Here is a 24,308-nt window from a genome sequence, read left to right on the forward strand (position 1 = left end):
GCGACGCGAGTTCACGACGGTCAGGCGCTCTCTCGCTGAACGAGGAGCACGCCCGCGACGACGAGTGCGCCGCCGACGACCGTCACCGCCGTGACGGGCTCTCCCAACACGAGCGCACCGAGTGCGACCGTGACGCCCGGCTCCGCGGTGCTGATTATGCTTCCCCGGCTCGCGCCGACCTTCGCGATGCCGGCGAAGAAGCTGAGGACGGGGATCGCCGTCCCGAAAACACCGACGCCGACGGCGATTCCCCAGGCGGCGACGCCGTCCGGCGTCGAGAGCGTCCCCGTTCCGAGCCCGAACCCGACGAAGGTTGCGGCCGCACTGGGGAGAACGAACGCCGTGAGCGTCTCGGCGTCGACCGTCGCGAGCGCCCGCTGGCTCGCGATGATGTACAGCGAGTATGCGAGCGCCGCGCCGAGCACGATCACGACGCCCCGCGGATCGACGCCGGCGGGATCCGCACCGGTGATGAGCGCGACGCCGCCGAGCGAGAGGGCGAGTGAGATCACCACGGTCGTCGTCACTCGGTCAGGGTTCGCGACGACGACGAGACAGACCACGAGCGCCGGGTAGGTGTAGAGCACGATCGACACCATTCCGGCCGTCAGGAACTCGAGACCGAGGAAGTAGAGCCCGCTCTGGGCGGCGTAGCCGACCCCGCCGAGGGTGAGCGCGACCGCCAGCGGTCGGCCGGAGAGTACACGCGTCCGTCCCCGAAGCCAGCGGACGGCCCAGACGAAGACCGTCGCGATGCCGAACCGGAGCGCGAGTACCGTCGGGATCGAAAGCCCCTCCTCCGCGGCGAGGACGCCGAAGATACCGAGCGTCCCGAACCCGATTGCGGAGACGAGTACGAGCGCGATGCCAACCGTTTCGTCGTCCATACGCTGCGACTGCCGCACTCCCTCGAAAAGCCATTGACTCGAGCCCGAACCGAAGCCGAGGATCGGGGGACGCGACACGGGCCGCCGGAAACGGTTCCCCACACGCTGCCGGCGTTTGCAGAACGAATCCATTTGTCGCGAGACGACGAGGTCACGTGCATGGATCGGAACGCGTCGAGGGACGGAAGCGAGCTGCTATCGCGGCGGCGACTCCTGCAGACGGGAGCGGTGACTGCGTCCCTCGGACTCGCCGGCTGCATCGAGGAGATGGGAACGGAGTTCCCCAAGAACACGGAGTGGCCGGTCTCGGAGTACGTCCCCGACCTCCCCGTCGAGGAACGAAGCGCGATCCTCGAGGAGCGGATCCCGGAGCTCGCGGGGGCCGAGATCACCGATCCCGAGGAGCTCGCGTCCACGCTCGAGGAGTACGAGATGGCCGTCGAATCGGTCGAACGCGACCGAGACGTGCTGACGCTCGAGTACGTTAATACGGATCGCGACGACGAGGGGAACGTCCACGACGTCGCCCTGCTCGCGGGCGGCTACGCGGCGCTGGTCGATGCCGGCTACGATGCCGTCGCCCTGGGTGCGACGATCCTCGACGACGCACCCGCGTCGTACGGGTCGGTGACGGTCGAGACGCCCCACGCGGAGGAGTACAACGCGGGCGAACTGACCGCCGCCGAGTACGGCGAACTGGTCGTGTCGACGATCGAATCCCAGCGATACGAGCCGGAGGTCAACGTCTCCCCCGAGGAGTAGGTGATCGCTTCCGTCTCGATGTCGTCCGTTCCCAGCGTAGCTTCCGCTGGCCCCCTCACTCGACTCGAGCGCGCCCACGAGTACGGTCGCCGCGAAGCCGGCTACTAGCCGCCACCTTCACCCGAACCGGTTCGGGAGGAAGCGTTTGCTCGCTCGAGTCGTACGCTCACCTCCAATGGACGCCGATCAAGCGACGAGCGCCGCCGACCAGCAACCGGCCCCAACGGTCAGCGGAGAGACCGAATCGACGAACCGAACGCTCGAAACGACGACCGTCACCGTCCGCTGTACCGGCCACGTCCGCGATGCAGTCGGGGCACACGAACTCGAGTTCCGCTTTGAGGGCAACCGACTCCGGGACTTCCTCGAGTCGTTCTTCGACGAGTACGACCTCGAGGACATGCTCATCGCCGAAACCGAAGCGGACGCGACCCACAGCGGCTGGGCACCGGTGCCCGACGACCTGCCCGGAACCTGGCGGAAGAACCCGGAGGGCGAGCAGACCAGGCCGTACGCTCGCGTCTGCATCAACGGTCACTTCAACGAACACCTCGGCGGGTTCGAGGCGGAGCTGACGGACGGTGACCGTGTCGCCCTGCTCTACCCGTTCATTTTCTGTTGTTGACCGTGGTGTCGTCCGTCGAGAGCGACGATCCGACACCGGAGCAGCCGAGGGCGGTACCGGTGCCGATCGGACCGATGGCAACGCGACGGAGACGAGGCCGAACCCGTTCGGCTCAGCGCTTCGGCTCGTCCGGTGCCGAGTCGGAACTATGACCGAAGACGTCTCCGGCGTCGAACCCGTCACGCGGAGCCAGCACGACGCCTCGTGGTCGGCGAACCTTGAGGGCCCGAACACGCTGCGGATCGGGAGCTGCTCTTCGAGCAGTCGAAAGACGCGGTCGATGCGACGACGGCCGGCTCTCACGTCAACCTCGTTACCCACGGTGACCACAGCCGCCCTGAAACGTCTCTCTGGGACGAACTCGAGGCCGTGTTCGATCGCGTCCGGCTCGAGTACGTCGACCGGTGTGGCTGTGGCGGACACGTGACCCGCGTCCACGTGGGAAGCGAGTGAGGGGCTCCGGTGGAGCTCCGCGACGGACAAATCGAAGGACAGCCCGCGAATCCTTGCAATCGTCAGCCGGAGGGCTATCTGGGCCCGTTTATTAGGAACGACAATGAGTGCACGAACGCAGACGATAGACGAACCGGTCACCTGCCGGCTCTGCGGAACGAAGAACGACCATCATTACACGTACTGTCGGGAGTGTCTCGGACAGCTTCCCGCGAGACCCGACTCCCGACGCCAGCATATCAACTGATACTGTTTATCCACCGATCGCACAGCCATCGTGCAACCAGACGCGTGCTGATTGTCAGTGATTCCTATCGATGGCTGTTCACTCCCGTAAGTCGATCTCGAGTCCGCGCCGCGTTACTCGAGAACGACCAGCGTATCGCCCATGTCGACGCTATCGCCTTCCTCGACGGCGATCTGGCTGACAGTGCCGCCCTGGGAGGCGACGATATCGTTTTCCATCTTCATGGCCTCGAGGACGACCAGCACGTCGCCGGCCGCGACCTCGTCGCCCTCCTCGACTTCGATGTCGAGGATCGTCCCCTGCATCTCGGCGTCGACGGTCTCGCCGTCGCCCTGAATATCGGCCTCGCCGCCGCTACTCGAGCCGCCCGCCGGCTCCGGACGACCGGTCTGCCCGCCAGCGTCGACGTCGCCGGCCGGGATCGCGGGGGCGCCGTGTTCCTCGAGTTCGACCTCGAAGCGCTTGCCGTTGACCTCGACGGTGAACTCCCGTTCGACGGCGTCGTCCTCGTCCTCGCTCGCGCTGCCATCGCCGATGTCGCCGCCCCACTGTTCCTGGGCCTCCTCGATGCGGCTCTCGTCGAGTTCCTCGTCGAGGTACTTCGTGGTGTGCGTGCTCTGGACGAACTTCTCGTCGGTGAGCATCAGCCGGTGGAAGGGGATGATCGTCGGAATCCCCCCGATCTGGTACTCGCGGAGCGCGCGCAGCGAGCGCTCGATACACTCGTCACGGTCCTCGCCCCAGACGACCAGCTTCGCGATCATCGAGTCGTAGTCGGTGACGAGCTCGTCGCCCTGCCGGAGTGCGTCGTCCAGACGGACGCCGATCCCGCCCGGCGGATCGTAGGTCTCGAGCGTGCCACCGGTCGCGGGCGCGAAGTCGTTGGCCGCGTTCTCGGCGTTGATCCGGAACTCCATCGCGTGACCGTCGATATCGACGTCGTCCTGTGCGAAGTCGAGCTCCTCGCCGGCGGCGATCCTGAGTTGGCGCTTGACGATATCGATGCCGGTGATTTCCTCGGTGACCGTGTGCTCGACCTGGATCCGCGTGTTGACCTCGAGGAAGTAGAAGTTCGCGTCCGGACCGAGGACGCCGTCGCGGCCCGGCTCCTCCTCGACGAGGAACTCGACGGTGCCGGCGTTGGTGTAGTCCGCTGCGGCGACGCCCCGACGAGCAGCCTCGCCGATCTTCTTGCGGAGTTCGTCCGAGAGGGCCGCCGAGGGGCCCTCCTCGATTACCTTCTGGTGGCGGCGCTGGAGCGAACAGTCGCGCTCGCCCAAGTGGCGCACGTTCCCGTGCTGATCGGCGACGATCTGGACCTCGATGTGACGGGGCTTCTCGAGGTAACGCTCGAGGTAGACCGAGTCGTTGTCGAAGTAGGCTTCGCCCTCGCGCTGGGCGCTCTCGAGTTGGTCCTCGACCTCGCTTTCGTCCCAGACGACCTTCATCCCGCGGCCGCCGCCGCCGCCTTCGGCTTTGATGGCGATCGGGTAGCCGTGTTTCTCGCCGAATTCTTTGACTTCCTCGGGGTCGGTAACGGGGTCCGTCGTCCCGGGGACGATCGGCACGTCGGCCTCGTTCATGATCGTGCGGGCCTTGGTCTTCTCGCCCAGCGATTCCATCGCGTCGCTGGACGGGCCGACCCACGTGATCCCTTCGACGTCCTCGACCTTGCTCGCGAACTCCGCGTTCTCCGCGAGGAAGCCGTAGCCTGGGTGAATGGCGTCGGCATCGGCCTTCCGTGCGGCCTCGATGACACCCTCGTGATCGAGATAGGAGTCGGCCGCACGCGCCGGCCCCACGTTGTACGCCTCGTCGGCGTAGCGCACGTGTCCGGAATCCGAGTCTGCCTCGGAGTAGACAGCGACAGTCCCGATGTTCAACTCCTCACACGCCCGCATAACGCGGACAGCGATTTCCCCGCGGTTCGCCACGAGAACCTTCCTGAACATTCCTGTGGAAACAGTCGTGAGGCCCCTACCTTACTTTTTCGCAACGGGTTCGACGAAGCGGCCTATTTTGCCGGTCGTCAGCCCCGAACTCAGACGGGATGACGCTGAGACGACGGCAAGGAATACCTGAATCGCTCTAGGACGAAACGCCACTGCGTGCTAGTTGTGGGCAATCGTTATCCGGACCCAGTCCCTAACACGACTAATGTACGAGTTGGCATCCGGCCTGCTACAGACGCAATCGGTGCTCGAGGATCCGTTGCTCCTCATCGGAGCCATCGGACTCCTCCTCGTCGTGATCACGGTTTGGCAGATGGTCGAGATCGTCGACGCCTACGACAGGGCCGCGCTGACCGTCTTCGGCGAGTATCGCAAACTACTCGAGCCGGGGCTGAACATCGTCCCGCCGTTCGTGTCGCGAATATACACGTTCGACATGCGAACGCAGACGCTGGACGTCCCCCAGCAGGAAGCGATCACCCGCGACAACTCGCCGGTCACCGCCGACGCCGTCGTCTACATTCGGGTCATGAACGCCAAACGCGCGTTCCTCGAGGTCGACGACTATCAGCGCGCGGTCTCGAATCTGGCACAGACCACGCTGCGCGCCGTGATCGGCGACATGGAGCTCGACGACACGCTCAGTCGCCGTGAGATGATCAACGAGCGAATTCGTCAAGAGCTCGACGAGCCCACCGACGAGTGGGGCATTCGCGTCGAATCGGTCGAGGTCCGCGAGGTCACGCCCTCCGCGGGCGTCAAGGGCGCGATGGAGGAACAGACCTCCGCCGAGCGCCGTCGCCGCGCGATGATCCTCGAGGCACAGGGTGAACGCCGCAGCGCCGTCGAGAAAGCGGAGGGTGACAAACAGTCGAACATCATCCGCGCTCAGGGGGAGAAACAGAGCCAGATTCTCGAGTCCCAGGGTGACGCGATTTCGACCGTGCTGCGCGCACGATCCGCCGAATCGATGGGCGAGCGCGCCGTCATCGACAAGGGAATGGAGACGCTCGCGGAGATCGGCCAGGGCGAGTCGACGACGTTTGTCATGCCCCAGGAGCTCACCTCGCTGGTCGGCCGCTACGGAAAGCATCTCTCGGGCAGCGACGTCGAGGGGGACGGGGCGGACCTCGAGAGCCTCGAGTTCGACGAGGAGACCCGCGAACTGATCGGCCTGGACGACATCGCCGATATCATCGGCGAGATCGACGAACAGGCGGAGATGGACGTCGAAGCGATGGAACAGGAAGCACAGGCGATCAAGGAGGGCCAGGACATGGGTGCGGATATGGAAGCGGGGCCCGACGAGCCGATCACCATGTCGGAGACCGAAGACGAAGACGAAGCTGAACCGGAACCCGAACTGGGATCCGATTCGGAGTAGCACCGGACAGCCCCACGCCATCGTTCCCGTTTCTCACGCCGGTAGTCTCGTTTTCACATCGAGCGATACGAATCGAACTTCGCTCGACTGTTCGTTACTCTCCGGCATCTTGTCTCGGCGGACGCGTCGATCCAGAAAGAGCGGGGTGGAGCGTTCAGAACTGTTTCGTGCGACCCGCGGCCGACCACGGGTCGGTCGGTGCATCGCGCGGGACGCGGACGGTGCGGTGTTGCTGGGTGCGAACGCGACCGGCGAACGCCCAGCGCCTGTCGTCCCACGTTGCTTCGCCCTCGGCCGCCGCTGCGGCGGCCGCGAGCGCCTGATCGTGGAGATGCGCACCAATGGCGGCCGCGATCGCCGCGGCCTCGTCCTCTGCTGCATCGTCCGGCAGGTCGAGCGCGACGTCTGTCGGCAGCGCTGCCTCGAGTCCGACCGACCCGTCGCTCTCGGCCGTCGATTTGGGGTTCCCGTCGCTCTCGGCCCGTCCGCCGTCGTCGGCCGTCGTCTGGTGCTGTGATGTCATCTGACTACAGCGGGATGTTGCCGTGTTTCTTGTCGGGGTTCTGTTCGCGTTTGGTCTCGAGCATCTCGAGGTCGTCGATCAGCCGCGGGCGGGTTTCGGTGGGAACGATGACGTCGTCGAGGAAGCCCTTGTCCGTCGCAGTGTAGGGGTTGGCGAACTCCTCACGGTACTCGTCGATGAGTTCGTCGCGGAGTTCGTCTGGGTTGTCGGCCTCCGCGAGCTCCTCGCGGTAGAGGATGTTGACCGCACCCTGTGGGCCCATGACGGCGATCTCGGCGGTCGGCCAGGCGTAGTTGACGTCCGCGCCGAGGTTCTTCGAGGCCATGACGCAGTAGGCACCGCCGTACGCTTTCCGGGTGATGACGGTCAGCAGCGGGACGGTCGCTTCCGCAAACGCGTAGAGCAGCTTCGCACCGTGACGGATGATCCCGCGGTGTTCCTGATCGGTGCCGGGCATGTAGCCGGGGACGTCGACGAAGGTGACGATCGGGATATTAAAGGAGTCACAGAAGCGGACGAACCGCGAGGCCTTCATCGAGGCGTCGACGGTTAGCGTCCCGGCGTTGACGCGGGGCTGGTTGGCGACGAGGCCGACCGAGCGCCCGTCCAGTCGGCCGAAGCCGACGACGATGTTCTGCGCGAAGTTGTCCGCGACCTCGAAAAAGGAGCCCTCGTCGACGACCGAATCGATGACGTTGGTCATGTCGTAGGGCTTCTGTGGACTCGGTGGGACGATACTCTTGAGTTCGTCGTCACGACGGTCAGGATCGTCCCACGGTTCGACGCGGGGCGGATCCTCGACGTTGTTCTGGGGCAGATACGAGAGGAGCCGCTTGATGTCGTCGAGCGCCTGCTCCTCGCTCTCGCAGGCGAACTGGGCGACGCCTGTCTTGTCGGCGTGGGTCATCGCGCCGCCGAGTTCCTCGTGCGTGACGTCCTCACCGGTAACGGTCTTGGTGACGCCGGGGCCGGTGATGTACATGTGGCTCGTGTCTTTCACCATGAAAATGAAGTCGGTGATCGACGGGGAGTAGACCGCGCCGCCGGCACACGGACCCATGATTCCCGAGATCTGGGGGATGACGCCGCTCGCCTCCTGGTTTCGTCGGAAGATTTCGGTGAAGCCAGCGAGGCTCTTGACCCCTTCCTGAATCCGAGCGCCGGCGGAGTCGTTGAGCCCGATGATGGGCGCGCCGACCTCCATCGCCATGTCCATGACCTTGCAGATCTTCTCGGCGAAGACCTCACCGAGCGACCCACCGAAGACGGTGAAGTCGTGAGCGAAGACGAAGACCTTCCGCCCGTTGACCTCGCCGTAGCCCGTGACGACGCCGTCGCCGGGAACTTTCTTCTCTTCCATCCCGAACTGGCTCGTCTGGTGAGTCCGAAGCTGGTCGAACTCCGTGAACGTTCCCTCGTCGAGGAAGTAGTCGATCCGCTCGCGGGCGGTCATCTTCCCCTTGTCGTGTTGCTTTTCGATCCGTGCCTCGCCGCCGCCCTTGCGTGCTTCCTCGCGGAGTTCCTCGAGTTCATCGATACGATCCTCCATCGTCATGCCGGGAACACCCCTACTGCATTCATACGCCGTTGTGCGAGGACCAACTGGAAAAGGATTCCGTAACTCCGTCACGATTAATAACTCACCTCCTGGTAAATGACCGAAGCACCACGAAAAGTTATATAGGGTTGTTTTTATAAAAGCGGGTATGGCACAACGCGAATCATGGGCAACGCGAACTGGCTTCATCCTCGCCGCGGTCGGCAGTGCGGTGGGATTAGGTAACGTCTGGAGATTTCCGTATCAAGTCGGTGAATTCGGCGGAGCGGCGTTCCTCGTCGTATACCTCGCTTTGATCGCGGTCATCGGGTTCCCAGTGATCCTGGTTGAGTTCACCGTCGGCCGGTACACGGATCGGAATCCCGTCGGTGCGCTCAAACAGATCGGCACGAGTTCGTGGCAGCGGATCGGGTGGGTGTTCATCGTCGCGGGCTTCGTTATCCTCTCGTACTACAGCGTCGTCGCTGGCTGGGTTTTGCAGTACACCGTTTACGGACTACAAGGGAACTACGCCGCAGACGGTGCGGCGCAGTTCGGAGCAACAACCGGGGGAATGATGTCGGTCCTCACACACGCGATTTTCATGGCGGCCGTCATCGCCGTCGTCGGGTTCGGTATTCGGCGCGGTATCGAATTCTCCGTGAAACTGATGGTTCCCGCGATCATCATCCTCTTGGTCGGTCTGGCAGTCTACGCCGGAACGCTCCCGAGTGCCGGGGAAGCCTACGCGTACTACCTGTCACCCGACCTGAGTACTATTGCCGAGAACTGGACTAGTATCTTACCCGCAGCAGCCGCACAGGCGTTCTTCACGCTCTCGCTCGGGATGGGTGTGATGATCACTTATGCATCCTACCTCGGAGAGGATCGTAACCTCGCCAAAGACGCCGTCATCATCGTCGGATTAGACACGGCGATCGCGTTCACCGTCGGCCTCGTCGCGTTCCCGGTCCTCTTCTCCGGCGACCTCGCTGTCGCCGACATCGTCGAAATCGGCGACGGTCCGGGTTTCATCTTCATCGCGCTTTCGCAGGCGTTTAGCAACATTCCGCTCGGCAGCGTTTTCGGGGCGATCTTCTTCGGTACCGTCACCATCGCGGCGCTCTCGAGCGCGATCAGTATCATGGAGGTCGTCGTTTCCTACCTGATCGACGAACGCGGCGTCGATCGCGTCCCGGCGACTCTTCTCATCGGGACCGCGATATTCCTCTTCGGCGTTCCCGTCGCGTACGACGGAAGTCTCTCGTGGCTCACGGTCTACGACGAACTCGCTAACAACATCCTGCTCATCCTCGGAGCACTGTTGTTATCCATCTACATCGGCTGGGTCAAGACCGACATCGGCCTCGAGGAACTCGGTAAAGGTATCCGAAACCTCGGCGGGTGGGGAACGGCCTGGATCTGGGCCCTTCGAGTACCCGTCGTCGTCACGCTGGTCGTGATCCTCGGACTGAACGCGATCGGCGCGTACGAGGCGATCAGCGGTATTCTCGGCTAATCTGCGGTTCGTTTTCGCCGATCAGGCCTCACCGTAGACCGGCACGGCGGCCCCGCTCGTCACCGCAGCCCCATCGCTACAAAGGAAGGCCATCACGTCCGCGATCTCGAGCGGGTCGACCCAGGAGTCGTGGTCCGCGTCGGGCATCATCTCTCGGTTCATCGGCGTGTCGATCACGCTCGGCATGACGCAGTTCGCGCGGACGGTCCCGCGGTTCTCTTCGGCGAGCGTTTCCGTCAGGAGCCGGATACCGGCCTTCGTAATCCGGTACGGTCCGTCGCCCTCGCCGCCCTCGAGCGAGGAGCGAGCGCTGATACTGACGATCGAACCGTCCGCGTCCTGCAGGTGGGGGAGGGCGTGTTTGGACGCGAGAAACGCCGTCTTCAGGTTGACGTCCAGCAGGAGGTCGAACGCCTCGAGATCGGTGTCCTCGATGTGGTCGCCGCCGCGCCACGTCCCGGCGATATTCAGCAGGTGGTCGATCCGGCCGTGATCGTCGGCGACGGATTCCATCAGGGCCGCAACGTCGTCCTCGTCGGTCAGATCGGCGTCGTAGAACGCGAGTTCGGACTCGTCGGCCGGATCGCGCTCGAGCAGGCTGTCCTCGTCGTCTGGCGCGATCACGTCCACGGCACAGACCGTCGCCCCTGTCTCGAGGAAGCGATCGACGGCGGCGCTGCCGAGCGCGCCGCTGGCACCGGTAATCACTGCGACGGTTCCGTCGAAGTCGACGTCGAAATCGGTCCTCACAGACATACTGTCTAGTGCGTGACCCGCTCGCATCAAGGTAGGGGCGGGAAATACACGCCGATCGCCGGGTCGCCGTCACGCCGAAGCGGTGTCGCTATGAAGAGTTGCCGCTACGAGAGAGTCCCGTCGCTATGACGCGATCGACGGGAGGGCGGCCCGCCGGAACCAGAACTCCGCGACTGCGTTCACCATTTTGACGTACCCCTCCGTAGTCGTCGGCTTCGTGAGGTACGCGTTCGCTGCGAGTTCGTAACTCGCGTGAACGTCTGCGACGCTCGTCGATTTCGTCAACACGAGTACGGGAAGTCGTGCGAGCTCCGGTTCCGCCGCCAACGTCTCGAGCAACTCGAGGCCGTTCATCCGGGGCAGATCCAGATCTAGCAAGACGAGATCCGGAACCGCTCGCTGCTCGTCGCCGCGGTCGGTGAGGAGCGTTACCGCCTGTTCACCGTCACTGGCGACGCGAATTCTGGTTTCGATGTCCAGTTGGTCGAACGCCTCTCGGAGGAGGCGAACGTCTCCGTCGTCATCCTCCACGAGGAGGACGTCAATCGGCTTGTCGACCCGGCTGCTCATGGAAGTGCCAAAAGTGACAGATAACTATCTGATTCAGACAATTCAATAATCAATCCTCCCTTGTCATGGTACTCGAATAAGGCTACTTGCTACACAATTTGGGACTCGGACGACGACACCCGTTTCGATGCGGTGCATGCGAGATGGCGTCAGAATAACGTCGCCGAGCGGCGATGGACCATTCGCATGCGACTTATCGCGCATCGGGGCTTCGCCGCGGCCGCACCCGAGAATACGATCGGTGCCGTTCGGGCCGCGGCCGACCGCGCCGACGCCGTCGAGTTCGACGTGCGACGCTGTGGCTCCGGCGAACTCGTCGTCGTCCACGACGAGACGATCGACCGCGTCACCGACGGCTCCGGGACCGTCGCGGACGCCTCCCTTACGGACCTCTCCGCTCACTCAGTGTACGGGTCCGGCGACGAAATTCCGACCCTCGCGGCGATGCTCGAGGCCCTCCCGCCGACGGTCGAGGCACACATCGAGCTCAAAGAGTCCGATATCGCCGCGGACGTACTCGCTACTCTCGAGGAAGCTTCCCTCCCCAATCGCGTCGTCGTCACCTCGTTTCTGGCCTCCGAACTGCGGACGATTCGTGACCGCGATCCGAGTCAGCCGATCGGGCTGCTCGTCAGTCGACACCTCGAGACGCCGGTCACGACGGCGGTCGAACTCGACTGCGACGTCCTCGGGGCGAGCTACTGGCGCTGTCTGGCGACCCGGGTCGTCTCGCGGGCGACGGCGGTGGGACTCGAGGTCCATGCATGGACGATCGAACGACGAGCGGTGGCGAAGCTGCTCGCCCGCCGCGGCGTCGATTACGTTTCGGCGGATCGGCCGATCCGGATGTAACTTCGATATTGGTGGGGGACGGAGAAACGACCGACCGGCCAGCAATTAGTCACCGACGGTCGTCACGGACACCGTCCGCGTTCGCGGGCCGTCGCATTCCACGAGCAACACTGACTGCCACGTCCCCAGCGCCAACGCCCCGTCCTCGACCGGAATCGTCACGTCCGGCCCGATGAGCGCCGCCCGCAGATGCGAGTCCGCGTTCCCATCTAATTCGTCGTGTGCGTGACCCTCGTCGGGAACGAGATCCCGCAGGAACGACTCGAGGTCGCCGCGAAGCCGCGGTTCGTCCTCCTGAACGACGAGGCCGGCCGTCGTGTGCTCGACGAAGGCGGTACAGGTCCCCGACTCGAGATCGTCGGGGACGGCCGCTGCGATGCGATCGGTCACGTCGACGGTCGTCAGCCGCGACTCGGTTTCGACGGAAAACGTCATGATGGACGAAACGGTCGCGAGGATAGACTGCGTTGCGGTCCTCGCTGCGGGACGACACGTCCCTACGGGAGTTGCGTCGCGGCCCACGCGGCGCGGGTGTCGGGATCGGCGGCCGAGAGCGCCGCCCCGAGTTCGGCACACACCGGCTCGACGGCGGCGGGATCGCGATGGGCCACGTCGCCGAGACAGCCGATCGCATCGGCGCGCAGCGACGCGTCGTCGTGATCCGCGAGCGCGGCGGCCTGCGCGACGAACTCGAGGTCGGGCAGCGCCGCGTCGGATCGTGCCAGTCGACCGAGCGCGCGGAGCGCCAGCGACCCGTTTTCGACCGGGCTCGCCGCCAGCGCGTCGGTGAGAACCGGCAGCGCCGGTTCGATCGCCGCCGGCTCCTCCCGCGAGACGGACGCGAGTACGCGGAGCCCCCAGCGGTCGTAGCCGCGTCGTTGCTCGAGGACGTCGGCGATCGCTGCGGTGTGCTCGACCACGACGTCCGGTCGCTCGGCTGCGACGGCGGCGAGACACCGGAGGAGTTCCCGCGTCATCGGCTCAGTGGCGTGTTCGACGGCGACGTCGACGATCGAGCCGGTCGACGGCGCGACGTCGGTGGGTGCTTCGACTGCGAGGTCGGCGAGGCAGGCAGCGACCTCGTCGCGAAAATCGATCGCCGGGCGCTCGAGCAGCGTCCGGAGTTTCGGAACGGTCGGGACGTACACCGCTGCCCGGTCCTGCTCGTCGATCGCAGTGCGAATCCGTCCGACTGCGGCCCGTTGTTCGGTCGGTCCTTGATCGTCGAGTCGTGCAAGTACCGATGGGAGATCGGCTCCTGTGGTTCGTCGGCCTCGGGGCTCAACGGCTTCGCCCCTGTCCCCATTCATCGTCTCCTGCAATTAGGGATGAGATATAAAAGAGTTCTGGACGAACGGCGGCGAAACAACCTTTGTTCGGGGCTGTACGATGTGAATCCAGCTCACTCGGGTTCGACCTGTCAGTCGACCGTGACCGACCTCCGTTCGGTCGAACTCGGTCTCTCGTTCGACCGAGCCAAAAATGGACTGACCGTCGAGCGGCCCTACGCGAGCCACTCGTCGGGCTTGGTGTCGTAGTCGACGTCGTCGGCCGCGAGGTGTTCGACCTCCTCCCACGGCACGTCCTCGGTCGTCACCGTTTCGCCGTTGTACCGGATCAGCTTCCCCTGCTCTTCCGGCTCCGGTTCGCGGTTACGGCGCTTGGCGACCTCGATGTCGTGTTCGTCGACCTCCTTGACGATCGTCAGCAGGTTCACCGGCCGCCCCCACAGTTCGAAGGTCCGCTTGAGGGTCTCCTTGGCCTGCCCGATGTCGAGCATGACGCCGTTGTACTGGTGACCCAACAGGAGTTCGTTGGCGTTGTTGTAGTTGCCGTCGTAGACTGCGATCGTCGGCTTCCCGAAGTTGGTGAACTGCAGGAGGAGCTTCTTCTTGACGTCCTCGGCCGCGTCGCTGGCGACGTGGAACTGCCCGGTCGCCTGCGAGTGCTCGTAGGTGAAGTAGTTGTTCTCGGTGATGAACTCCTGCGTGAGGAACTCGTCGAGGAAGGTCACGTCGTTGTGGCTCTCCCGAACGTCGAACATCCGGTTCCAGCCGGCAGCGAAGTCGACGTCCGCGAGCGCTTCCGTGACCGACGAGTACCGGGCGTCGTCGAACAGGTAGCGGCCGATCCGCTCGAGTTCGTTCTGGTTGATCCGCGCGAGGAAGCCGCGGTTCTGGCGCTTGACCAGCGAGTAATGCCGGCGGGCGATGCCCTCGTAGGTCAGCACCTTCCAGGGATATTTCGACACGTCGATCTCACCGTCTCGCGCCCGCTCGAGGGCCTGTTGGTCGACCCACTCGTCGGGGACTTCCTCGAGCGAGTCGAGCGTCTCCGGGGTGATCGTTTCAATCGCCGTCGGCGGCTCCAGTTCGTCGAGCACCTCGTCGAAGTCGACGACCTCGGTGAGGTTCCGCCAGGAGATGCCCTCGACGCGCAGGAGGGCCTCGAGGACTTCCCGCCGGTTGGTCGTGTTCTCGACGTACTCCCAGAGCTCCATGCCGAGGCTGTAGGGGTTGAGGCCGCCCGACGCCAGGACTTTGGCCATGTGGTCGGCGTAGTTGAGGAACTCGTCGTCGCCGGCGAAGGCCTCGTCGGTCATCATCGTCGACTCCCAGTAGGCGGCCCAACCCTCGTTCATCACCTTCGTCATCTTCTGGGCGGCGAAGTAGTACGCCTCCGCGCGCATCATGTCGAGGATGTCGCGTTGCCACTCCTCCATCTCGACGCCCCGGCCGGCCTCCGCGTCGTACTGCTTCCCGTGTTCGCGGACGAACGCTAACACGTCCTTCTGTGGCTCCTCGGGGAAGTTCGCCGGAACGTCTTCGCCCTCGAGTTTGTCGACCCACTCCTCGTCGAACACCTCGCCTTTGATTTCGTCGGAGAGCTCGAGTTCGTCCAACTTCTCGGCGAGGTCCTCGTCGATTCCCTCGTGGACCGGTCCGTCGATATCGAGCCGGCGGCTGAACACCTGATGCTGGTCGATGTTGTCCTCGAGGCTCAGGCAGTGATCGATCCACTTCTCGACGTCGGCGCGGTCGATGTCGGGATCGGACATGTACTCGTCGATTGCCCGCGCGTGGCGCTCGAGCATGGCGGCGGCGTTGACCTGGTCCTCGTCGGCGCGGCCGCTGGTGAACATGCCGAACCAGTCGTTGTTCGCGAAGAAGTCCGAGTGAGCCTCGACGTGGGTGATGACCGCCTTCTGGTCGGCGACCGTGTTCGACTCCTGGAGGAACGCGTGGGCCGGGTTGTCGTTGTTGACGATTTCGAAGGCCTTCCCGCCGCCGTACTGGCCCTGCTTTTGCTGTTTGTCGTACTGCATGCCCCACCGCCAGTGGGGGTACCGCGACTGGAACCCGCCGTAGGCGATGAGTTCGTTCATCTCGTCGTAGTCGATGATCCAGTACTTCACCGGGTAGGGCTCGAGACCGAGCTTCTCGGCGAGGTTTCGCGCCTCGTCGACCGGTTCCTCGAGGTCGGCTGCGATCGCCTGTTTGCGGAATCGATCCGCGTTTGAATTTGACTTACTCATCTTGCTCACCTTCCGTACTGAGGATGTCGTAGATCGCGTCGGTCACGTCCGATTCGCCGTTGACGTACGCCACCGCGACGTCGTCGGCGTCGGTACCGAAGTGACGCTCGAGCTCCTCGGCGTGGGTGGCGTTGATCGCGTTGCCGCTGGGCTGGGTCTCCACGTATGCGTGGAGGTTCGCCGGGATCTGCTCCATCATCGGGATCACGCGCTCCTCGGTGTCGTTGCTCGAGTTCTCCGAGTCGCCCGCGGCGAAGACGTACCGGTTCCAGTCGCTCCAGGGGTACTCCTCGAGCAGCTGGGCGGCGAGTTCGTACGCGCTCGAGATCTTGGTGCCGCCGCCGCTGCGGATGCCGAAGAACTCGTCGCGCTCGACCTCCCAGGCGTCGGCGTCGTGAGCGATGTAGACGAACTCGGCGTTGTCGTACTTGCCCTGCAGGTACCAGTCCAGCGGGGTAAAGGTCCGCTCGACGAGTTCGCGTTTCTTCTCGCGCATCGAGCCGGAGACGTCGCGGATGTTGACGACCACGACGTTCTTCTCCTTCTCCTCGATGATCTCGGGATGGCGGTAGCGTTCGTCCTCGCGACGGAAGGGGACGTGTTTGATCCCCTCGCGGCGGATCTTCTGCTGGACGCTCTCGCGCTCGACCTCGTTCTCGACTTCTTCGATCGAGGCCCATTTGCCGCGCTCCTCGTCGGGAACGTCGCTGTAGGCCTCTTCGACCCACGCCATCGACACCGGCAGGCTCTCGCCGCGGGCCCACTCGAAGACGTCGCGTGGCTCGATCCCCTCGACCTTACACAGTTCCTTCAGGAACTCCTCGTCGAAGTCCATCGCGAGCTTGCGCTTGAGCCCCTCCTTGAACATCCGCTCGAAGTCGAGCGTGCTGTTGGGACCGCTTCGGGTGAGGTCCGTGAACGGCCCTTCCTTCTCCTCGATGACCTTCTTCCCCTTTGGATCGAGGTCGAGTCCGAGTTCTTCGTCGAGCTCCTCGGCGAACTCCTCGGGGTCCATCTCGTAGTACTCGTGGTCGCCGCCCTCCTCGCCGGGTTCGCCGTCCTCGCCGTCGTCGTCGCCCGGCTGGGGCTGGGGTTGGCCGACCGGCTGGCCGGTGTCGGGCGTGCCGTCCTCGCCCTGGCCGACCCCGCCCTGATCGCGTTGGTCGTACTCGAACTCCGGCAGCGAGACGATCTTGACCGGGATGTTGATCTCGCCCGGCCGGCTCTGTCCGAGGTCGCCGTACTGGATGAAGTCGGCCAGATCCTCGCGGCGCTGCTCGCCGACTTCGCGGAATCGCTCGAGGTCGTCTCTCAGTCCCATCTGTAGCTCACCTGACCCATGACGTGTCTGCTGGTTAGCTCGGCCGACGCCTCGGTGTAGCCGAAGAGGTCGACCATCGTGTCGATCGTGCTCTCCTTGACCGCCGCCGTCTCGGTCCCGCTGGGCGGATCGCTCCACTGTCGCGGGTCGAAGTCCTCGAAGGTCCGCTCGACGTCGTCCCAGTCGTGGCTCTCGAGGACGGTCTTGATCACGGGAATCGCCGTGAGGTCGACGTCCTCGACCGAGAAGTCCTCGTTGCGGTGCTCCCAGGCGTGGCGGTTCAGCGACGTGATGACCTTCTCGCGCCGGAAGTTTCGGACGCTCTCGCGGGGGAGGTTCCCCTCGTACTCGGCCTCGGAGAACCGGCCCAGGTGCTCGATCTCGAAGAGCTTCATCGTCAGCGGATCGGGCTCGACGCGCTCGCCGCGGTCGTTGTACAGGGGTTCCTCGGTCTCCCAGGCGTAGACGTGTTCGACGTACTCGGCGACGGTCTCCTCGTCGACGCGTTTGTCGTGCATGATGGCCTCGATGACGTCCGACTCCTGCTGGTCGTAGATGTAGTTCTTCACGGGGACGACGCGGTTCTCGAACTCCGAGCGCTCGCCAGTCGAGAACACCGGCGCGTCGGCCAGCCCCTCGACCATGCCGTTCAGCACGTCGCGGGGCATGACGACGTCCTCGACCCGCAGGTCGGGATGGTGGCGATCGAGGTCCGTCTGGAGCAGTTCGGCGAGTGTGTCCCGGGTGTATGTGACCGGAATCCCGTGGTCGCCGTCGTTGCCGTCGTCATCGAAATCGAACTCGTCTTTCTCTCGCCGGGTGTCGCCCTCCTGGAGGTAGCCCTGATCGTAGATCCGGGCCTTGTCGACCAGATCGAGCCCGTTCGGGAGGTCCTCCTCGTCCAGCCGCGTGACGACCGCGTACAGCGCGGCCGCCTCGACGGCATGGGGGGCGAACTCCTGAGTTCGCGTGCGGCCGTCCTGCCCTTTGACCGTCACCGTCACCGGCGCGCGGATCCGCTCGGCGAGTTCGTCGTAGCTCTCGGCCTCCCAGACCGACGTCTCGTTAGTCAGCTCGCGGCGGATCAGCTCCGTCTCGAGACTCAGGTTCGTCAGATAGCCGAAGCGGTGTTTGTCCAGCCGGCGCTTGAGCGCCTTCAGCGGGTCCATCCCGTTTCGATCCGAGTGCTGGTTGAGTTGGGCCTCGAGATCGGGGTTCGAGATGATCAGCATCTGCGTGTCGACGTCCATCCCGATCCCCTTGTCCAGCTTCACTGACTGCTCGTCGGGGACGTTCAGCAGCTTCTGGAGCAGGTCTGCGTGCTGGGCCGCGTCCTCGACGATAGTCAGGACGCCGTTGCCCTGCGAGAGCACGCCGTCGTAGCTGAACGCCTGCGGGTTCTTGCGCCCGCGCGAGTCGAGTTCCTGAAGCATGCCGTGCATCCACGAGCCGACGAGGCGCTCCTTGGGCGGACCGTCGTCCTCCGAGTGGAGGACGCCGACGCCCTGTCCCATGTCGACGACGTAGTTCTTCACTCTGAGGTGGGCGTCGTCTGTGATCGCCGAGAATAGTTCCTCCTCGCCCTCCCTGCGGTAGCGCTCCTCGAGGAAGTCGTAGGCCTCCCGGGAGAAGGGGTCGAGTTGCGCGTCGACCTGCACGGGGACGTGGTCGTCCAGTTCCTCGTTGAGCCCCGCGAGGAGTTCCTCGCGGACGTTCTCGGGGAACACCGACAGCGGGTGGGCCTGGACGGGGCTCTCGTACCAGTTCTGTTCGTCGGCCGCGCTCGCGTCGCCGCCGTAGCTCAGGCCGCGCTCGCCGGCGTCGGCGGTCGAGATGTTCCACTCGACGGTGTAGCGGCGGCCGTCGGGCGTCTTCGAGTACTCGCGGAGCCCGTTGACCAGACACCGTTTGAGTTCGGACTTGCCGGTCGCCGTGGGACCTTCGAACCAGATGATCTTCTCGTCTTTCGCCCGGCCCGCGGCGATCGACCGCAGATCGTCGACGAACCCGTTGAGCACCTCGGTGTTGCCGAGGATCGCGTGCTCGCCGTCGTTGTGCGGATCGTCGAAGAAGCGGTAGCGCTCCTTCTCCTCGCCCTCCTCGACGACGGTCCGGGTGCCCGCGGCCTCGATCGCCTCGAGCAGGTACTTCGAGGCGTGGGAGGCGATCGAGGGGTTCTCGAAGATGCGGTCGACGTACGCCGCGAGGCTCATCGGCTCCTCGTAGGTCTCTTCGAGGGCCCGGTCGGCGTCGCGGACGTAGTCGGTTCCTCGTGCCATGTTAGTCTTCCATCTCTGCTTTGGCGACCTCGGCGCCGGCGAACTCGAGCACTTCCTTGGCCCCGCCCTCGGAGTAGCCCTGTTCCATCAGCGCGTCGATCCACGCGGAGCGCTCGTCGTCGTCGAACTCGTTGGCGCTCACCAGCGCGGAGAAGTTGATGTTGTGCTTCTTGTCCTCCCAGAGTTTGCGCTCGAGCGCGCGGCGCAGGCGCTCGTTGTCCTGCGGATTGAACGCTTCACCTTCACGCGCACGGCGGCTGACCCAGTTCGAGACCTCCTGTCGGAAGTCCTCCTTCCGGTCTTCGGGAATGTCGAGTTTCTCCTCGACGCTGCGCAGGAAGGTCTCGTCGGGCTCCTGCTCGCGGCCCGTGAGTTCGTCCTCGATGGTGTCGTCGTCGATGTAGGCCATCACGTGATCCATGTACTTCTCGCCCTGGCGCTGGATCTCGTCGAGGTCGTAGGCCAGCGCGTGGCGGACGTCCTCGATGGCCCGCTCCTTGTACTCCTCGCGCACGGTCTCGAGGTAGCGGTAGTACTTCTCGAAGTTGTCCTCCGGAATCGAGCCGTGGTGCTCGAGGTTCTCCTCGAAGAAGTTGAACACCGTCAGCGGCGAGAGGAAGCCGCGCTGGCGGTGTTTGGAGTCCATGATCGCCTCGGCGATCTCGTCGCCGATGAAGCGGGGGGAGACGCCGACCATGCCCTCGCCGATCTCGGCCGTCGCCTCGGCCTCCTCGCGGAGCTTCTTGATGTCGATATCGTCGCCCTCGTCGATCTCGCCGTTGTAGGCCTTGGCCTTCGAGAGCAGCTCGACGGTCTCGGTGTCGGGCTCCTCGATGCGCGTGAGGACGCCGAAGAGGCCGGCCATCTCTAAGGTGTGGGGCTCGACGTTGATGTCGGGGACGTCGGCGTTGCTCAGCATCTTGTCGTAGATGTTGGCCTCGTCCTCGTAGCTGAGGACGTACGGGAAGTCGATCCGCTTGGTGCGGTCGTTGAAGGCCTCCATCTTCTCGTCGCCCTTCTTGTCCTTGTACTCGGGCATGTTCGTACGACCCACGATCACCTGATCGATGTCGATCCGCGGGTTGTTCTTGGGCTTGATCGTCTGCTCCTGGGTCGCGTGGAGGAAGTCGTAGAGGAACTCCCGCTGGAGTTTCAGTAGCTCCTCGCCGGAGAAGATGCCGCGGTTGGCGTTACAGAAGGCGCCCGAGTAATCGAACGCGCGCGGGTCGCTCTCGCCGTAGATGGCGATCTTCGAGTAGTTGACGTCCCCCGTCAGCTCCGTCTCGTCCTGGTTCTTCTTGTCCTTGGGCTCGAACGTCTCGAGGCCCTGGCGCTTGTTCTCGTCGGCGACGAAGCGGACGATCTCGACGTGGTTCTCGAGGACCTGCTGGAGGTCGTCGTCGTAGTACGCCAGCAGCCGGTCCATGTAGAACTCGCTCTCGGGATCCAGCGCCTGTTCGTTCTGGATGGTGTAGGGTGCGTCGAGGTTCTCGTTGAGGTCGTCGATGACCCGCTGGCGCTGCTCGACGGGGAGCAAGACGAGCGGATCTTGGTTCATCGGGGAGCGGACGGTGTCGTCGGCGGGGTCCTGATCCTGGATGACGTCACAGAGGTTGGTCCACTTGAAGGTATACATCCGCCCGTCGTCGCGAAGCGTGTAGTCCTCGAAGTATTTGCGGACCTGCTTGTCGAAGTGGGACTTCCCGGAGCCGACCGGACCGAGCAGGAGCTTGATCCGGCGCTCGGGGCCGAGTCGGCGGGCGCCCGATTTGACCTTGTTCACGAACTCGTGGATCGACTGGTGGATGATCTTCCCGTAGAACGTGTTCTCACCGTCGCCCAGCGGGTCCTCGCTCGCGAGCTGGTATTCGACTACTCCTTCCGTTTCGTCGTAGGTCGTGCCGTAGTAGTCGAACATGTCCGCGACGCGCTGGTGGGCGTTGCGGGCGATCTTCGGGTCCTCGTACACCGCTTCGAGGAACCAATCGAAAGATTTGGTTTCCCGCAGGTCTGCGGGCATCGATTCCTGGTAATCCGTACTGAGCTGCTCGAGTGTCTCGATGTCACCGGTCATGGTATCATTGCCAGTTGCGGGGTTCCCCCGTCTGCAGTGCAGTCGTCCGTGCGTTCACGAACGACGTGAGTGGACGTCGTTCGACCGACCGCGGCGTCTCGTGGCCGAACCGTCGGAATCCGTCGCGTCGCGTCACCCGACGTGAGCGCGTCGTACTCGTCGGGCTCCTCGAGCGGGTTCTCGTGGAGCGCGACCCTGTCGTGGGCGGCTGTATGGTGTGTCATGTGTCATCTCTTCCACTGAACGTTGTGCGACGGCCTCGCGACCTCGGACAACGATGCGCCGGGGACGGGCGCGGAGTGGATCGGTCCGGCGAACGGATACCGATAGTATTTAATGAGTGAGTAATCCAGCTACTTAGCCTTAGCCCCAAAAGGTATTTAGCAGAAGTTTATTGCAGGAAAATACTGCCAGAAGGCTATATCGGTGCTCGGTATCACATCACACAATCGGCGGGGGCGCCGATAAGTTGACGGCCTGCAGTAGCTACGTCTGCTCGCGCGCGCTCCTCCGGAGGCGGTGTGACTCGTGTCGAGATAACGCGTCTCCCTCGACCGACGAACCGTTGCGATCGGGCGTCCGACTGACTTCCGGTGGCTACTAGAGGTCGGCGCTCCTACCGACTCCCATGCCGGATTCGGATACGGACGGTGGAATCGACCGCTCGAGGCTGCCCGACGGCTGGACCGTCTGGAGTCAGGGGGACGACGGACGGCTCGTCCTCGCCTACCGGCCGGACGTCTTCAACGCCGCGGACTTCCCCGCGCCGTGTCTGCCGACGCTGTATCTCACTCACGGCAAGCGGACCCGCCGTCCCGGCGTCAACCCCGCCGATACCGTCGACTCCGCGGACTGGTTCGTTACGCTCTATCTCGAGCCGGACGTCTCGCTGAACGAGACGCTGCGGTTCCCGACCCGGGAGGAGGCCCTCGAACGGACCGTCACACTCGCCCGCCGGTTCGACGACGGCGAGATCGACTATCGCTCGCTCTACCAGGTGCCCCGCGAGGCCTATTTCGACCGCCTCGACGACCTCACCGGCGACGATAGCGCGGTCTGACTGTTCTCACTCGGTGGGGTTTCCGCTGTGATATTCCATCTGACCGCCGGGACGTGACGCTTAACCGCCAGTGGCAACTACGCGTGGGTATGTCGACCGTTACACTCATCGGCTCCCGGCTGGCCGAACCGGGAACCGAGTTCGTCTACGAGGGCGAAGCCGACGCCTGCGCCGGCTGTCCCTATCGCAGTCAGTGTCTCAATCTCCAACCCGATACGAAGTACCGCGTCACGTCCGTCCGCGAGAACGCCCAGACGCTCGAGTGCGCCGTCCACGACGACGGGGTTCGTGCCGTCGAGGTCGAACCCGCGTCGACGCGCGCGAACATCACGTCAAAGGGAGCCTTCGCCGGCAGCAAGACGAGTCTCCCCGGCCCCTGTCCCTACGTCGCCTGTCCGAGCCACGAGTACTGCGAGCCCGACGGCGTCGAGTTCGACGAGGAGTACCGAATTCGGGAGATCATCGGCGACCCGCCCCACGAGGTCTGTCACCTTGACCGGCCGCTCGAGCTAGTCGAACTCGAGACCGACGACTGACGCGTCGGTTTCGGCTCGCGGCTCGAGAACCGCAACCGATCGCTCGGTGACGCTCGCCCGCCCGCTCCGTCGCCGATTCGAAACCGACTTCTGCCACTTCAGTTCCATCGAGGGGCGTTACGTCGCAGCGCCGGCGATCGCCAGGAGCCCCGCTCCGAGCAACCCGGCGATCCCCGCGCCGACGAAGGCCGGCGTGTACGTTCCCGCGAGGTCGTACGTGAGACCGGCGGCCCAGGGAGCGAGCAGCCCCGAGACGGCGAAGGAGACCGACACGAGCCCGAAGATCGCGTTCGGGTTCGCCGTCCCGAACAGATCCACCGTCAGCGGTGAGAGCAGCGCGCCGTTGCCCCCGTAGGCGATGCCGAAGACCACGGCGAAGCCGTACAGTCCGATCGGGGAACCGATGAGGGGCAGAGACAGCGTTGCTGCCCCCATGACGCCCGAACACGCGACGAACGTCCGAACGCGACCGAATCGATCCGCGAGCCCACCGATCCCGATCCGGGCCACCGCCGTCGTCCCGCCGATCGTCGCGAGCGCCACCGCGCCCGTCTCCTCCCCGAGACCGATATCACCGGTGTGGGGGACGATGTGAACGAGTACGGCGTACAGGGTCGCATAGACGAATACCCAGCCCGTCATGACCAGCAGGAACTGCCGCGAGATCGCGACGTCGACGAGCTCGCGCCGATAGGCCTCCCACTCCGGTGGGTCGCGGTCCGGAACGCCGTCCGGGAACTCGTCGCCCGGGTCGGTCTCGCTCGAGGCCGGATCGTCGGCGAACAGCGGTGTCACGAGCGCGACGGCGACCGTCGCGGCAACGACGAGTGCGAGAAACGCGTACCGCCACTGGAGGACGTCGATGAGCGCGCTCGCGGCGGGCGACATCGCGACCATCCCGATGCCGAGGCCGGCCGTCGCGATGCCGGTCGCGAGGCCGCGCCGGCGCTGGAACCAGCGCGGGACCGTGGCGTAGGAGACCACGTAGATCACGCCGAGTCCGATCGCCGTGAGGACGCCGTAGGCGAACAGGAGCCCGGCGTACGAATCCGTCTGACTCGTCCAGACGCCACCGATCGCGAGCGTGGCCGCACCGAACGCCAGCAGTCGCCGGACGCCGAATCGGTCGGCGAGCACGCCCAGAACCGCTGCCGAGAGGTAGATGACGACCGTCTGCAGGGAGAAGACGAACGAGACGGCGGACCGGGAAATCTCGAAATCTCGCTGCATCGGACCGAGGAAGACACCGAAGGCGTAGGAGAGACCGAAGACGACGAAAGCACCGACGAAGCCGCCGGCGACGACGTACCAGCCGCGATAGACGCGGCGATCGACCGTCGGTTCCGTTCCGTCAACTATACCAGCGGTATCGCTGGATCGGTCCGAGCCACCGTTGGGACGCATTCGATCGTACTCTTCCGCCGCGGCACATAACG

At 64.6% G+C, this 24,308-nt stretch carries 23 protein-coding genes and 1 pseudogene; 9 read left to right on the plus strand and 15 right to left on the minus strand.

Translation table 11 applies throughout. The features are described 5' to 3' along the window. Positions 1 to 20: 20 nt before the first annotated feature. Entirely contained in the window at positions 21 to 887 is an 867-nt protein-coding gene (locus HYG81_RS33240) for a DMT family transporter (protein WP_180840465.1), read from the minus strand. 159 nt (positions 888 to 1,046) lie between these two features. Here HYG81_RS33240 and HYG81_RS33245 point away from each other — a divergent pair, with 159 nt between their 5' ends. The 4 genes and pseudogenes from HYG81_RS33245 to HYG81_RS33260 all read left to right on the plus strand — a co-directional run bounded on the left by HYG81_RS33245 (position 1,047) and on the right by HYG81_RS33260 (position 2,974). Next, positions 1,047 to 1,649 (plus strand): DUF8159 domain-containing protein, encoded by a 603-nt coding sequence (locus tag HYG81_RS33245; protein WP_180840466.1) that lies wholly within the window; start codon positions 1,047 to 1,049, stop codon positions 1,647 to 1,649. Between the two features lie 175 nt (positions 1,650 to 1,824). Further along, on the plus strand, positions 1,825 to 2,274 hold the full coding sequence (locus HYG81_RS33250) for a pterin cluster protein (protein ID WP_180840467.1): 450 nt from the start codon (positions 1,825 to 1,827) through the stop codon (positions 2,272 to 2,274). Between the two features lie 148 nt (positions 2,275 to 2,422). Then, positions 2,423 to 2,727, plus strand: a pseudogene (locus tag HYG81_RS33255) (CGCGG family putative rSAM-modified RiPP protein). Positions 2,728 to 2,830: 103 nt separating this feature from the next. Further along, on the plus strand, positions 2,831 to 2,974 hold the full coding sequence (locus tag HYG81_RS33260; protein ID WP_180840468.1) for a DUF7577 domain-containing protein: 144 nt from the start codon (positions 2,831 to 2,833) through the stop codon (positions 2,972 to 2,974). 113 nt (positions 2,975 to 3,087) lie between these two features. Here the strand turns inward: HYG81_RS33260 and HYG81_RS33265 are convergent, their stop codons facing one another. Then, complete coding sequence (locus HYG81_RS33265) at positions 3,088 to 4,926, minus strand: acetyl-CoA carboxylase biotin carboxylase subunit (RefSeq protein WP_180840469.1); 1,839 nt, start codon at positions 4,924 to 4,926, stop codon at positions 3,088 to 3,090. A gap of 205 nt (positions 4,927 to 5,131) precedes the next feature. On the opposite strand from HYG81_RS33265, the gene HYG81_RS33270 reads away from it, so the two are divergent. After that, a complete protein-coding gene (locus HYG81_RS33270) occupies positions 5,132 to 6,310 on the plus strand; it encodes an SPFH domain-containing protein (protein WP_180840470.1) in 1,179 nt (392 codons plus the stop codon). Between the two features lie 154 nt (positions 6,311 to 6,464). Here the strand turns inward: HYG81_RS33270 and HYG81_RS33275 are convergent, their stop codons facing one another. Together HYG81_RS33275 and HYG81_RS33280 are read right to left on the minus strand one after the other, a co-directional pair. Continuing rightward, complete coding sequence (locus HYG81_RS33275) at positions 6,465 to 6,833, minus strand: DUF8022 family protein (protein WP_226375956.1); 369 nt, start codon at positions 6,831 to 6,833, stop codon at positions 6,465 to 6,467. A gap of 4 nt (positions 6,834 to 6,837) precedes the next feature. Next, entirely contained in the window at positions 6,838 to 8,382 is a 1,545-nt protein-coding gene (locus tag HYG81_RS33280) for an acyl-CoA carboxylase subunit beta (RefSeq protein ID WP_180843036.1), read from the minus strand. Positions 8,383 to 8,539: 157 nt separating this feature from the next. On the opposite strand from HYG81_RS33280, the gene HYG81_RS33285 reads away from it, so the two are divergent. Continuing rightward, positions 8,540 to 9,889 carry a sodium-dependent transporter gene (locus tag HYG81_RS33285; RefSeq protein ID WP_180840471.1) on the plus strand — a complete coding sequence of 450 codons (1,350 nt, stop codon included), beginning with the start codon at positions 8,540 to 8,542 and terminating at the stop codon, positions 9,887 to 9,889. A 21-nt stretch (positions 9,890 to 9,910) separates the two neighbouring features. On the opposite strand, the gene HYG81_RS33290 is transcribed toward HYG81_RS33285, so the two are convergent. Beyond that, positions 9,911 to 10,645, minus strand: coding sequence for an SDR family oxidoreductase (locus HYG81_RS33290; RefSeq protein ID WP_180840472.1), 735 nt, complete (start codon positions 10,643 to 10,645; stop codon positions 9,911 to 9,913). A 123-nt stretch (positions 10,646 to 10,768) separates the two neighbouring features. Beyond that, complete coding sequence (locus HYG81_RS33295; RefSeq protein ID WP_180840473.1) at positions 10,769 to 11,215, minus strand: response regulator; 447 nt, start codon at positions 11,213 to 11,215, stop codon at positions 10,769 to 10,771. A gap of 186 nt (positions 11,216 to 11,401) precedes the next feature. Between HYG81_RS33295 and HYG81_RS33300 the strand changes: the two genes are divergently transcribed. Then, positions 11,402 to 12,067, plus strand: coding sequence for a glycerophosphodiester phosphodiesterase (locus HYG81_RS33300; protein ID WP_180840474.1), 666 nt, complete (start codon positions 11,402 to 11,404; stop codon positions 12,065 to 12,067). Positions 12,068 to 12,112: 45 nt separating this feature from the next. Here HYG81_RS33300 and HYG81_RS33305 read toward each other — a convergent pair whose 3' ends face one another. The 7 genes from HYG81_RS33305 to HYG81_RS33335 all read right to left on the minus strand — a co-directional run bounded on the left by HYG81_RS33305 (position 12,113) and on the right by HYG81_RS33335 (position 21,500). Then, positions 12,113 to 12,502: a secondary thiamine-phosphate synthase enzyme YjbQ gene (locus HYG81_RS33305; protein ID WP_180840475.1), complete on the minus strand. Its 390-nt coding sequence runs from the start codon at positions 12,500 to 12,502 to the stop codon at positions 12,113 to 12,115. A 62-nt stretch (positions 12,503 to 12,564) separates the two neighbouring features. Beyond that, on the minus strand, positions 12,565 to 13,377 hold the full coding sequence (locus HYG81_RS33310; RefSeq protein ID WP_226375957.1) for a HEAT repeat domain-containing protein: 813 nt from the start codon (positions 13,375 to 13,377) through the stop codon (positions 12,565 to 12,567). Positions 13,378 to 13,571: 194 nt separating this feature from the next. Beyond that, on the minus strand, positions 13,572 to 15,602 hold the full coding sequence (locus tag HYG81_RS33315; protein ID WP_180840476.1) for a SpoVR family protein: 2,031 nt from the start codon (positions 15,600 to 15,602) through the stop codon (positions 13,572 to 13,574). After that, a complete protein-coding gene (locus tag HYG81_RS33320) occupies positions 15,595 to 16,923 on the minus strand; it encodes a YeaH/YhbH family protein (protein ID WP_180840477.1) in 1,329 nt (442 codons plus the stop codon). Before HYG81_RS33320 ends, HYG81_RS33315 begins: the two co-directional genes overlap by 8 nt. Then, on the minus strand, positions 16,914 to 19,202 hold the full coding sequence (locus tag HYG81_RS33325) for a PrkA family serine protein kinase (RefSeq protein ID WP_180840478.1): 2,289 nt from the start codon (positions 19,200 to 19,202) through the stop codon (positions 16,914 to 16,916). Before HYG81_RS33325 ends, HYG81_RS33320 begins: the two co-directional genes overlap by 10 nt. A gap of 1 nt (position 19,203) precedes the next feature. Beyond that, the gene (locus HYG81_RS33330) at positions 19,204 to 21,276 is read right to left on the minus strand and encodes a PrkA family serine protein kinase (RefSeq protein WP_180840479.1); all 2,073 of its coding nucleotides are present in this window, start codon (positions 21,274 to 21,276) and stop codon (positions 19,204 to 19,206) included. Beyond that, positions 21,273 to 21,500 (minus strand): hypothetical protein, encoded by a 228-nt coding sequence (locus tag HYG81_RS33335; RefSeq protein ID WP_226375958.1) that lies wholly within the window; start codon positions 21,498 to 21,500, stop codon positions 21,273 to 21,275. Before HYG81_RS33335 ends, HYG81_RS33330 begins: the two co-directional genes overlap by 4 nt. 404 nt (positions 21,501 to 21,904) lie before the next feature. Between HYG81_RS33335 and HYG81_RS33340 the strand changes: the two genes are divergently transcribed. Beyond that, entirely contained in the window at positions 21,905 to 22,336 is a 432-nt protein-coding gene (locus HYG81_RS33340; RefSeq protein WP_180840480.1) for a DUF5820 family protein, read from the plus strand. A gap of 89 nt (positions 22,337 to 22,425) precedes the next feature. After that, positions 22,426 to 22,872 carry a UPF0179 family protein gene (locus HYG81_RS33345; RefSeq protein ID WP_180840481.1) on the plus strand — a complete coding sequence of 149 codons (447 nt, stop codon included), beginning with the start codon at positions 22,426 to 22,428 and terminating at the stop codon, positions 22,870 to 22,872. On the opposite strand, the gene HYG81_RS45410 is transcribed toward HYG81_RS33345, so the two are convergent. Further along, positions 22,846 to 22,980 (minus strand): hypothetical protein, encoded by a 135-nt coding sequence (locus tag HYG81_RS45410; RefSeq protein ID WP_255647606.1) that lies wholly within the window; start codon positions 22,978 to 22,980, stop codon positions 22,846 to 22,848. The genes HYG81_RS33345 and HYG81_RS45410 overlap by 27 nt on opposite strands. 9 nt (positions 22,981 to 22,989) lie before the next feature. Next, entirely contained in the window at positions 22,990 to 24,276 is a 1,287-nt protein-coding gene (locus HYG81_RS33350; protein ID WP_180840482.1) for an MFS transporter, read from the minus strand. Positions 24,277 to 24,308 lie beyond the last annotated feature (32 nt).

Origin of the sequence: Natrinema zhouii (assembly GCF_013456555.2) — an archaeon.
Classification (GTDB): Archaea; Halobacteriota; Halobacteria; order Halobacteriales; family Natrialbaceae; genus Natrinema; species Natrinema zhouii.